The following is a 10,582-nucleotide window of genomic DNA, read 5'->3' on the forward strand; positions in this document are numbered from 1 at the left end:
CCGCCAAAGGGTGCCACCTCGCTGGAGAGGATGCCTTCGTTGATCGCCACCATGCCGTATTCCAGCCCTTCCATCACGCGCCAGATGCGGCCGATGTCACGGCTGTAGAAATAGGCGGCCAGGCCGTAGATCGTATCGTTGGCGATGCGGATCGCCTCGGCCTCGTCCGTGAAGCGGATCACCGGGGCGACGGGGCCGAAGATTTCCTCGCGCGCGATCTCCATATCCTGGGTCACGCCGGTGATGACGGTGGGGGCATAGAACGCGCCGTTCGCCTCTTCACCGCCGACGATGAGCTTGCCGCCCGCGCCGATCGTTTCCTTCACCACGTCCGCCACGCGCGCCGCTTCTTTGGCGTCGATCAGCGGGCCCAGGTTCACGCCTTCGGCCATGCCATCGCCCATCTTCAGCGTGCCGATGCGCGCCTTCAGCTTTTCCACGAAGGCATCGTGGATGCTGTCCTGCACCAGCAGGCGATTGGCGCACACGCAGGTCTGCCCGGCGTTGCGATACTTGGAAGCGATCACGCCTTCGACGGCGGCGTCCAGATCGGCATCGTCGAACACGATGAAGGGCGCGTTGCCGCCCAGTTCCAGGCTGAGGCGCGTGATCTGCTGCGCGGCTTGCGCCATCAGGATCTGGCCGACCTTGGTTGAGCCGGTGAAGCTGAGCTTGCGCACCTTGGGGTGCGAACAGAACAGGTTGCCTACCGCCGAAGAAGTCTTGGTCGGCACGATGCGGAACAGGTCTTCGGGGATGCCGGCCTGCTGCGCCAGCGCTTCCAGCGCCAGTGCCGTCAGCGGCGTTGCCTCGGCGGGCTTGACCACGATCGAACAGCCGGCGGCCAGAGCGGGCGCCACTTTGCGGGTGATCATCGCCAGCGGGAAGTTCCACGGCGTGATCGCCGCGCACGTGCCTACGGGCTGGAGGATGGTGACGATGCGGCTCTTGGGCGAAAAGCCGGGGATCGTCTCGCCATAGGCGCGTTTGCCCTCTTCGGCGAACCATTCGATATAGCCGGCGCCGTAAGTAACCTCGCCCTTGGATTCGGCCAGCGGCTTGCCGCTTTCCAGCGTCATGATCCGCGCCAGATCATCGGCGTTCGCCATGACCAGATCGTGCCAGGCGCGCATCAGCTTGGCGCGTTCCTTCGCGGTCAGCTTGGCCCAGGCGATCCGCGCGGTGTCGGCCTTGTCGATGATGGCCGAAACCTGGTCCGCGTCATGGCTGGCGATGCGGCCGACGACTTCGCCGTTGGCGGGATTTTCCACCACGATCGGGCCATCGTCACGCAGATAGGAAGTGATCAGGGCGAGGGGATTGGAAGTCATGCTGTTTCTTCTTGAATGGGAGTTAGAGCATCCGTGGCAGCACGTCGGTGTCGCCACCTTTGTCGAAGAACCGGTGCTTCAGGACACCGGCCACATGCAGCACAACGAGCACGAGCAGCGTATAGGCGAGCCACTTGTGCAGCGCGTCGAACACTTCGAACGCCTTGTCGTTCTTGGGCAGGAGTTCGGGAAGCTCGGTGAAGAAGAACGGCACGCCGTCGCTCTGGGTGAAGCTGCTGGACATGGCATAGCCCATCAGCGGCACCACCACGATCAGCACCAGCATCGCATGGTGGACCGTCTTGGACAGGACCACCTCCCACCGCGCCAGACCGGGCGGCAGCGCAGGCAGGTTGGAGCGTGATCGGATTGCCAGTTGCACCAGCGCGATCAGGAAGACGAGGACGCCAAACTCCTTATGCGTGGGATAGAGCAGCGTGTAGGTGATCGTCGCGTCTTCGGGCATCGAGGTCATGACATATCCCAGCGCAATCAGCCCCAGGATCAGCACCGCCCGTATCCAGTGCAGGATCCGCAGCGAAAGGGGATAGCGCTGAACGGGGGCGGGCTGCTGGCTCATGTCGATCCTCACAAATAGACGCCTCGCGAATAACCGCCGTCCACCGTGATGGACTGGCCGGTGATTGACCGGCCGCCGGGGCCGGCCAGGAAGGCGATGGTCTCGCCCATTTCCGCAGGCGTGCAAAGGCGGCGCGTGGGTATCTGGCTGACGAAATCGGCCTCCACCTCCCGCGCGGTGCCGCCGTTATCCTGCGCCATCTCTTCAAACAGCTCGTCCAGGTGCGGGGTCTGGGTGATGCCGGGGTGAAGCGCGTTGACGGTGATGCCCGCCGGCCCGAGCTGATCGGACAGCACTTTGGTAAGGTGCGCCACCGCTGCGTTTCGCAAGCCGCTCAGCGTGTCGCTGGACCGGCCGGTCAGGCCGCCGATGTTGACGATGCGGCCCTGGCCCTGGCGCTTCATTGCCGGGACCACGGCCTGGATGCAGCGCAAGTAGCCGCCGACCTTGGTATCCAGATCGGCGATCACGTTGCCCACTTCGACCTCCTCGATCGCGCCGCCGATGGGGTGGCTGCTGGCGGCTGCGTTCACGAGCAGGTCGATCCGGCCAAACCGCTCCAGCACTTGGGCCACCATGGCGGAAACCGATGCGGCGTCTGTAACGTCAGCGCCGATCGCGGCGACGGTCGCGCCTTGGGCCGACAGCGTATCGGCGGCGGAGGTCAGTGCGTCCTCGCCGCGCGCCACCAGCACGATGGCATAGCCTTGATCGCGCAGCACGGCGGCGATGCCGGGGGCCAGGCCGCCGCTGCCGCCGGTGACGATAGCGACCGGGTTAGCGTCGACCGGACGATCGCTCATGGCAGTTCCGCCTGGATCAGTAGCGGCCCATCCAGCGACAGGCCACGCTCCAGCGCGGCGTTGAGCCCGGCGACATCGGTGACGCGCACCGCTTCCACGCCATAACCGGCCGCCAGCGCGGTCCAGTCGGCACGCGGATTGTCCAGACGGGTGAGCGATGCGATCACCGGGTCTTCCAGCGGGGCTTCCACGCGGTTGAGCTCGGTTTGCAGGATGCCATAGCGGTGATTGGCGGCCAGGATGATCGTCACTGGCAGCTTCTCACGCGCCATCGTCCACAGCGCCTGCAAGGTGTAGTGGCCGCTGCCGTCCGATTGCAGCGAGACCACGCGCGAACCAGGAGCCGCCAGCGCCGCACCTGCCGCGCAAGGCAGGCCCTGGCCGATCGCGCCGCCGGTGTTGGTCATCACCCGGTGGCGCTTGGCCCGCCGCGCCTCGCGCAGCCAGGGGCCGCCCAGGGTGGAGCCTTCCAGCGAGATGATCGCATCTTCGGGCAGACGCTCGATCAGGGATTCGACGATCAGGTTGGGCGTCAGCGCGGCGTCCGGGGTGGAGGCGGGAGCTGGCGAAGCATGGGTTGCCGGGGCAACCGCCGCCGCAGCCAGCGTCTCGGCCAAAGCCTGAAGCGCGCCTGCGCTGTCTTCATCCAGTTCGCTCAGGATCAGCAGCCGCTCATCGGGCACCAACTGGCTGGGATAGCCTTCATAACCGAAGTAGCTGATCGGCGCGCGCGTGCCGGCGACCACCACCAGCGCCTCGCCCATCTGGCGGATCACATCGTCAGGGAAATAGGCCTGCCGCTCGATCGGGGGCAGATCGCCGCCCAGCGTCACGATCGCGGGATAGGGCTCCATCAGCACGCGGCCGCCCAGCTTGCCGACGATGGCGGCGGCGGCGCGTTGCGCCTCGGGCGAAAGGGCGTCGCCGCCCAGCAGCAGGATCAGGTCAGGCGCCTGGCCCGCGCGTTCCGCCGCCTGGGCGATACGCTCGGCGGAGACCTTGCGGCGCTGTGCGGGCTGTGCCGGAATCGGAGCGGCGGGCGCTACATGCGCGTCCATGATGTCGGTCGGCACGATCAGCGTGGCTGGGCCGCCGGGCACGCCCCGTGCGGCTTCCAGTGCGCGGGCGGCGTCGGCGTCGATGGCGTTGATATCGGTCATCGTCACCACGGCGCGTGAGACGGGCGAGGCAAGCGAGCGGATGTCCGACGTCAGCGGCGCGTCATAGGGCAGGTGCCACTGCGCGTGATCGCCGATGATGTTGATGATGCCGGAATGGGCGCGGCGGGCGTTGTGCAGGTTGGCGATGCCGTTGGCGAAACCGGGGCCCAGGTGCAGCAGCGTCAACGGGACTTCGCCCGATACGCGGAAATACCCGTCCGCCGCACCGGTGCAGACGCCTTCGAACAACGACAGGATGGAGCGGATTTCCGGCACTTCGGCCAGGGCATCCACCAGCGTCAGCTCGGTCGTGCCGGGGTTGGCGAAGCAGATGCGCGCGCCACCGGCATGCAGCGCCTTCAGGAGGGCGACCGCCCCGTTACCGCGCTGGCTTGGCATCGTCTTTTCTTCCTCTCTCTTCGTCTCAGGACGGGTTCGGGGCGGTGGCAGAGCGCACGCCCGCAAGCCAGCCGGTGACAAGGGCGTTGAACACATCGGCGGCATCATCGTGCACATAATGGCTGGCCGATGGCACGGTGACATAGGTGAAGCGCGGGTTGCGGCGCTCCATCTCCAGCACGGTGTCCAGCCGGCAGAAATCGGATTTGCCGCCCCGGATCACGAACGCGGGGGTGCGGATCGCTTCGACCACGGGCCACAAGTCCACCACTCGTGCGGGATCGGGATCGATCCGCGTGCGGCTGATCCCGGCGGCGTCATAGCGCCAGCCGATGCGGCCTTGCGGCGTTCCGCGCAGGCTTTCGGCCAGGCGTTCCTCCAGCGCGGCTTCGCCCACCGAGGGGCGCGCCTTGCGCCAGTAGGCGCGCGCCGCGCTCCAGTCCGCAAAGTCGACGGGCAGCGCGGCCATCTCGGCCTTGATCCGTTCTGCCCCGGCACCGCTGGCGGAAGAGCCGGGGGCGATGTCCTCGATGATCACCGCGTCCAGCTTGTCGGGGTTCTGCGCGGCATAGACATAGGATGTCGTCCCGCCCAGCGAGTGTCCGATCAGGGTGAAGCGGGTGAGGCCGAAATGTTCGACCACCGCTTCCAGATCGGACAGATAGGCGTCGGTATAGTAATTGCAGTCCGGATCCCAGTCGCTGTCGCCACGGCCGCGCTGGTCCAGCGCGATCAGGCGGCGTTCCGGCAACGCGGCGGCCAGGGCGCGCCACGTGCCGGAATAGCCACGCAGACCGTGCAGCAGCACGATCGGATCACCCGCGGGATCGCCCCATTCGCGCACGCGGAGCGAAAGGCCGTCGCGGCTTCGCACGAAGCTCTCCCGCTCCCCCGGCGCTTTCGCGACCGGGGCAGGGGCGTGGCCGGGCGTGATCACGGCTGCGTCCATGGGGCTCAGACCAGACCGTCTTCGCCGCGCACATCGGCGACCTGAAGGCCGCCCAGGCGCGCATTGAGGCGGCCGCGCGTGGCGAAGGCCCAGCACACGATCACTTCATCGCGGTTGGGCGCATCGTCGAACGAGACGCTCATCGTGTCATAGTGTGAACGCACGTAGAGCGCGTCCTTGTGCGCCAGCGGAATATCCAGCGTGGTGCCGGGGCCGCCGCGCTTGCCGGTGGAGGGCACCCAAGACTTGCCGCCGCCCACCGCATCGCGCACCGGGTTGGCGGCGGGGTTGGTCAGGAGGGCGTTGCCATGCTCGTACTCGCCATCGATGCCCACGACGATGGCCTTGCCGTAGCTTTCGATCGCCTTGCCGCCGGTCAGTTCGTTCAGGCGGCGGCCGATCTCCACGCCCAGCGCGGGCGACGCTTCGATCCATTCGCCCAGGTCCTGGACATACTGGCCGGCGTAGGGGTTCTGCACACAGGCGGCGACCATGTACTTGAACACGGGTTCGCCATCGGCGGGCGCGCCTGTTTCACCGCTGCAGATTTCCTGGATCTGGCTGTACCAGCGGCGGATCTTGAAGGCTCCAAGGCCCTTGTTCTCACTCATTGTGATATCCCTCATGGATAGGGCGGCACTGCCGCCGGAATTCTTGGAGTGCGGCTCAGCCGCGCAGCGGGTCCAGCGTCACCGGATCGGCCTGGCCTTCGTTGCCGCGCAATTCGGCGATCGCCGCCCCGCCTTCGGCCGGGATGCGCTGGTGGAACACTTCCAGCATGTGGCCGTCGGGATCGTAGAAGTAGATCCCGGTGGAAACGCCGTGATCGAGGACCTCGGCAATCTTCACGCCCTTATCCAGGAAGAACGCGTAGATGCGGCGCAAGTCTTCGGCATTGTCGGTGGCAAGGCGCAGGCCGACATGCTCGAACTCGCGGCCCTTGTCGTCCGGGGCCTGGCTCTGGAACAGCGCGATGTCGTGATCGTGCTGGCCGAAGCTCATGAAGATCCCGCCCTTGTAAGGGCCATCGGCGGCACGCGCGGTGATCTCCATGTTCAGGATCTCGCTATACCAGTGCGCGGAGGCTTCGGGGTCTTTCACGAACAGCACGATATGTGCGATCGCGGCGACCCGCACGGGTGAGGTGTTAGCCAGTGACATGCGGCAGCTCCATGTCTGCGGGAACCGCGTCGATCCAGGCGAGATCAGTGATCTCGTTGAATTCGCGCCATTCCTTCTGCCAGCGCTTGCCGCCGTCTTCGCTGCGATAGAGGTTGCCGAACTTGGTGGCGGTCAGCAGGAAATCGGGATCGGCATCGTTGACGGCGAAGGCCCAGATGCAGCTGTTGGCCGGTTGCGACAGTTCGGTGCGCGTCCAGGTGGCGCCGGCATCGCTGGAGGCCAGCACGGCGGCCTGGGTGCCGGGGGTACCGTCACCGATGCCCAGCGTCAGCTCGGTCTGGCTGCCGGCCTTCTGCTGCAGCTTGCGCGAATAGCGCAGGCCCCAACTGTCCTTGGCGCTGGTGAATTCCCAGGTCTTGCCATCGTCGGTGGAGCGATAGAGCGCCACCACGGTCAGCACCAGGATCACCTTGGGCTGCCCTCGCAGGATCACGATATCGTGGATGTCCGAATTGCCAGGATGATCGGGCCAGGTCGTGTCCAGCCGCTCCCAGGTGTCGCCGCCGTCGCGCGAACGGAAATAGCCGCCTTCCTCGACGCCGACCATCACGTCGTTCGCGTCATCGGGATCGACCGCGATCGCCAGCATGCGCGGACGGCTGACGCCGGCGCAACGCTCGGGCATTTCCAGCGGGGTGCGCTGCCAGCTCTTGCCGCCATCGCGTGAGCGGAACAGGATCGAAAGCGTGGGCGATCCGGTGCCGGCGTACATGACGCTGGGGTCGCTCTCGCTCGCCGCCAGCTTCCACACGGCATAATCGTTCAGCTCGCAATCGACGCGATCCCAGCGCGATCCGCAATCATCGCTGCGGAACAGGCCGCGCTCCGCCCCGGCGAACACCGCGCGGGGATTGGCGGGATCGATCAACAGGCAGCGGACGCGATCGTCGAACTCAAGGTCCTGCCCGATGTTGATCCGGTACCATTTCTGGCCATTGTCATGGCTGCGCATTACCGCCTGACCATCGGTCGCGACGAGAAGCGTGCGGTCGTTGCTCATTGCCTTGTCCTTTGTCTGGAGATGGGGTCTGCCGATCAGCTCAGGTTGACCCACACGCTCTTGATTTCGCTGTAGAGTTCCATGGCGTTGCGGCCATGCTCGCGGCCCCAGCCGGACTGCTTGAAGCCGCCGAACGGGGTGGCGTTGTCCACCATGTTGAAGCAGTTGACCCATACCGTGCCGGCGCGCACCGCGCCCGCCAGGCGGTGGGCCTGCTTGATGTCATTGGTCCAGATGCCCGCCGAAAGGCCGAAGTCGCTGTCGTTGGCCTGGCGCACCAGGTCATCGGGATCGGTCCACGAAAGCGCGCTCAGCACCGGGCCGAAGATCTCTTCGCGCACCACGCGCATCGATGGCGTGGCGCCCGCAAGGATCGTCGGTTCGAAGAAGAAGCCCTTGTCATGGCCCGCCGGGCGCTTGCCGCCGGTGACGACATCCGCGCCCTCGTTACGGCCGATCTCGACATAGCTGCTGACCCGGTCCCACTGCTCTTCGGATACCAGCGGGCCGAAGGTGGTGGCGGCATCAAGGCCGTTGCCGATCTTCAGCTTGGCGGCCTGATCGGCAACCAGCGCCAGCAGCTTGTCGTGGATCGAGGCGTGGGCATAGAGGCGCGAGCCTGCCGTGCAGGTCTGTCCCTGGTTGAAGAAGATGCCGGCCGCGATCGAGGCGGCGGCGGCGTCCAGATCGGCATCGGGCAGCACGATCTGCGGAGACTTGCCGCCCAATTCCAGGCTTACCTTCTTGAGGTTCACCGTGGCGCCGCGCACGATCAGCTTGCCTACTTCGGTGGAGCCGGTGAAGGCCACCTTGTCCACATCGGGATGCTCGACCAGCGCCGCGCCCGCGTCACCGAAACCGGGGACGACGTTCAGCACGCCCGCCGGGATGCCCGCTTCCAAAGCCAGTTCGCCCAGGCGCAGCGCGGTCAGCGGGGTCTGTTCCGCAGGCTTCAGGATCACGGTGCAACCCGCCGCCAGGGCCGGGGCGACCTTCCACGCGGCCATCGACATCGGGTAGTTCCACGGCACGATCAAGCCGGCAACGCCCACCGGTTCACGCGTGGTGTAGTTCAGGATCTGCGCGCCGCTGCGGGGCGAGACCGGCAGCGTCTCACCGCCGAACTTCGTCACCCAGCCCGCGAAGTAGCGGAACGTGCGGATCGAACCTTCCACTTCCACCCAGCGCGTCATGCTGGCGGGCTTGCCGTTGTCGATGCATTCCAGGACCGCCAGTTCCTCGGCGTTCTGCTCGATCAGGTCGGCCAGCTTGAACAGCAGGGCGGCACGGTCCACCGCGCTCATCCGCCGCCAGGCCGGGTTCTCGAACGCCTTGCGCGCGGCGGTGACGGCCAGCGCGATATCTTCCGGTCCGCCATGCGCCACTTGCGCGATCTCCTCGCCGGTGGCGGGATTGATCGTCGCGAAGGTCTTGCCGGAAACCGCGGGGACGGCGCGGCCATCGATGATCAGCAGGCGCGGACGCGCCGACAGATCGAGCGAAAGCTTCTCGGCGATGGCGAAAGCATCTTGCGGCATGTCGGTTCTCTCCTGCCCGCCAGCGTCCAAACCAGGGCGCGGCCAGTGTCTCGAACGGAGTCGTAGCTCATCTTCATATTTCGAACAATAGAAAGTTTAATCGTTTATCTGTTGCGTTAAGTGGACAATGACGGCAGAGATACGATCGAAGAGGTTCCGCCTAAGGATTCATTGATGAGCCACGTCACCGATCTTGCGCACGCGCTCACCGATGCGCGCGCCCGGCCAGAGGGCGTCGCCCTGACGGAAGAGCTTGGCCTGACGGACGCCTATCGGGTCCAGGCAGACGCGTTCGCGCAGCGGGCACAGGCGTTGGCCGGATGGAAGATCGGCGTCACCGGCACCGGAATCCGCCAGGCCCTGGGCGCGGAAGAGCCCGCCGCGGGGCGCCTTGCCACCAGCGACATCGTGCGCGCCCCGGTTTCCGCGATCACGATCGGCGATGCGCGGGAGACTTATGTCGAAGGCGAACTGGTATTCGAAATGGCGCGCGCGCTCTTGCCGCAGGATGCGCCGTTCAGCCCCGAGCAAGTGGCGCAGGCCACGGGGGCGCTGCATGTCGGGATCGAGATCGTCACTTCGCGCTTCGTCCACGACGATCTGCCGCTGGGCCTGTTGATCGCGGACAATTGCATGGCCGATCGCCTGTTCATCGGGGACCGTATCGCCGATGGCTGGGACGATCGCTTCGCCGCGCTGCCGGTGGTGCTGTCCGGTCCGGGCGCGCATCGGCGCGAAGGTGCCACCGCCGACGTGTTCGGCAACCCGTTGCTGGCGGTGACCTGGCTGGCGAACTGGCTGGTCGGACAGGGACTGGCGCTGGAGCCTGGCCAGTGGGTCAGCAGCGGCACCTGCACCGGCGTCACCCCCGTGAAGGCGGGAGACCGCGTATCGGTGGACCTGGGCGGGCTGGGCAGCGCGACGATTGAATTTGTCTCGGAATAAAATTGGAGGACGTCGATGAGCATTGAACTTGGACTGAAGGACAAAGTCGCCATCGTCACCGGTGGCGGTGTGGGCATCGGCAAGGAAACCGCGCGCAAGCTGGCGCTGGCGGGGGCCAAGGTGGTGATCGCCGCGCGCACGGTGTCCAAGCTGGAAGCGGCGGCGGCGGAACTGGTCGCGTCGACCGGGGGTACGATCGTGCCTGTCGCGGTGGACACCACCAGCATGGCTTCGGTGCAGGCGCTGGTCGACCGCACGGTGGAGCTGTTTGGCGGCGTCCATATCCTGATTAATTGTGCCGCCGCCCCCGGTGGACTGGTGCGTAACGCGATCGAGGAAGCGGACGAGGACATGCTGATGCTGGACCTCAACACAAAGCTGTTCGGCTATTTCCGCACCAGCAAGGCTTGCGTGCCCCACATGCGCAAGGCGGGCTGGGGCCGGATCGTCAACGTCGGCGGGCTGACCGCGCGCTGCACCGAGGCGCTGAGCGGCATGCGCAACGCGGCCCTGGTACACTTCACCAAGACGCTGTCCGACGAAGTCGGGCGTGACGGCATTACCGTGAACATCATCCACCCCGGCGTGACCCGCACCGAGCATATCGAGGAGTGGTTCAACGAGATGGCCAAGGAAGAAGGCACCACGTTCGAAGCCATCGTCGAGCGTGAAGCCGGCGCCCCCGCCGCGCTGAA

11 protein-coding genes are annotated in these 10,582 nt (G+C 66.2%); 2 read left to right on the plus strand and 9 right to left on the minus strand.

Going from position 1 to position 10,582, the window contains the following annotated elements:
• The 9 genes from ACHWRX_RS12395 to ACHWRX_RS12435 form a co-directional block, all read right to left on the minus strand.
• Positions 1-1,331, minus strand: a 1,331-nt coding sequence (locus ACHWRX_RS12395) for an NAD-dependent succinate-semialdehyde dehydrogenase (RefSeq protein WP_394659417.1), incomplete at its 3' end; no start/stop codon positions are given.
• A 22-nt stretch (positions 1,332-1,353) separates the two neighbouring features.
• On the minus strand, positions 1,354-1,911 hold the full coding sequence (locus ACHWRX_RS12400) for a cytochrome b (protein ID WP_058736279.1): 558 nt from the start codon (positions 1,909-1,911) through the stop codon (positions 1,354-1,356).
• Positions 1,912-1,919: 8 nt separating this feature from the next.
• Positions 1,920-2,714, minus strand: coding sequence for an SDR family NAD(P)-dependent oxidoreductase (locus ACHWRX_RS12405; RefSeq protein WP_394659418.1), 795 nt, complete (start codon positions 2,712-2,714; stop codon positions 1,920-1,922).
• Positions 2,711-4,273, minus strand: coding sequence for an acetolactate synthase large subunit (locus ACHWRX_RS12410; RefSeq protein ID WP_394659419.1), 1,563 nt, complete (start codon positions 4,271-4,273; stop codon positions 2,711-2,713). Before ACHWRX_RS12410 ends, ACHWRX_RS12405 begins: the two co-directional genes overlap by 4 nt.
• A gap of 25 nt (positions 4,274-4,298) precedes the next feature.
• On the minus strand, positions 4,299-5,210 hold the full coding sequence (locus ACHWRX_RS12415) for an alpha/beta fold hydrolase (RefSeq protein ID WP_394659420.1): 912 nt from the start codon (positions 5,208-5,210) through the stop codon (positions 4,299-4,301).
• Positions 5,211-5,227: 17 nt separating this feature from the next.
• Positions 5,228-5,833 (minus strand): amino acid synthesis family protein, encoded by a 606-nt coding sequence (locus tag ACHWRX_RS12420; protein WP_058736275.1) that lies wholly within the window; start codon positions 5,831-5,833, stop codon positions 5,228-5,230.
• A 55-nt stretch (positions 5,834-5,888) separates the two neighbouring features.
• Positions 5,889-6,383, minus strand: coding sequence for a VOC family protein (locus ACHWRX_RS12425; RefSeq protein ID WP_394659421.1), 495 nt, complete (start codon positions 6,381-6,383; stop codon positions 5,889-5,891).
• Entirely contained in the window at positions 6,370-7,404 is a 1,035-nt protein-coding gene (locus ACHWRX_RS12430; protein ID WP_058736273.1) for a YCF48-related protein, read from the minus strand. Before ACHWRX_RS12430 ends, ACHWRX_RS12425 begins: the two co-directional genes overlap by 14 nt.
• Before the next feature lie 35 nt (positions 7,405-7,439).
• Positions 7,440-8,942 carry an aldehyde dehydrogenase family protein gene (locus tag ACHWRX_RS12435; protein ID WP_394659422.1) on the minus strand — a complete coding sequence of 501 codons (1,503 nt, stop codon included), beginning with the start codon at positions 8,940-8,942 and terminating at the stop codon, positions 7,440-7,442.
• A 174-nt stretch (positions 8,943-9,116) separates the two neighbouring features.
• Here ACHWRX_RS12435 and ACHWRX_RS12440 point away from each other — a divergent pair, with 174 nt between their 5' ends.
• Together ACHWRX_RS12440 and ACHWRX_RS12445 are read left to right on the plus strand one after the other, a co-directional pair.
• Entirely contained in the window at positions 9,117-9,887 is a 771-nt protein-coding gene (locus tag ACHWRX_RS12440; protein WP_394659423.1) for a 2-keto-4-pentenoate hydratase, read from the plus strand.
• A 15-nt stretch (positions 9,888-9,902) separates the two neighbouring features.
• On the plus strand, positions 9,903-10,582 hold a 680-nt coding region (locus tag ACHWRX_RS12445), incomplete at its 3' end, for an SDR family NAD(P)-dependent oxidoreductase (protein WP_394659424.1).

Source organism: uncultured Novosphingobium sp., assembly GCF_964277725.1.
GTDB classification, from domain to species: domain Bacteria; phylum Pseudomonadota; class Alphaproteobacteria; order Sphingomonadales; family Sphingomonadaceae; genus Novosphingobium; species Novosphingobium fluoreni.

Coding starts and splice junctions, on each gene's coding strand:
- ACHWRX_RS12400 (WP_058736279.1), bottom strand. CDS start 1,911: ATGAGCCAGCAGCCCGCCCCCGTTCAGCGCTATCCCCTTTCGCTGCGG.
- ACHWRX_RS12405 (WP_394659418.1), bottom strand. CDS start 2,714: ATGAGCGATCGTCCGGTCGACGCTAACCCGGTCGCTATCGTCACCGGC.
- ACHWRX_RS12410 (WP_394659419.1), bottom strand. CDS start 4,273: ATGCCAAGCCAGCGCGGTAACGGGGCGGTCGCCCTCCTGAAGGCGCTG.
- ACHWRX_RS12420 (WP_058736275.1), bottom strand. CDS start 5,833: ATGAGTGAGAACAAGGGCCTTGGAGCCTTCAAGATCCGCCGCTGGTAC.
- ACHWRX_RS12425 (WP_394659421.1), bottom strand. CDS start 6,383: ATGTCACTGGCTAACACCTCACCCGTGCGGGTCGCCGCGATCGCACAT.
- ACHWRX_RS12430 (WP_058736273.1), bottom strand. CDS start 7,404: ATGAGCAACGACCGCACGCTTCTCGTCGCGACCGATGGTCAGGCGGTA.
- ACHWRX_RS12435 (WP_394659422.1), bottom strand. CDS start 8,942: ATGCCGCAAGATGCTTTCGCCATCGCCGAGAAGCTTTCGCTCGATCTG.
- ACHWRX_RS12440 (WP_394659423.1), top strand. CDS start 9,117: ATGAGCCACGTCACCGATCTTGCGCACGCGCTCACCGATGCGCGCGCC.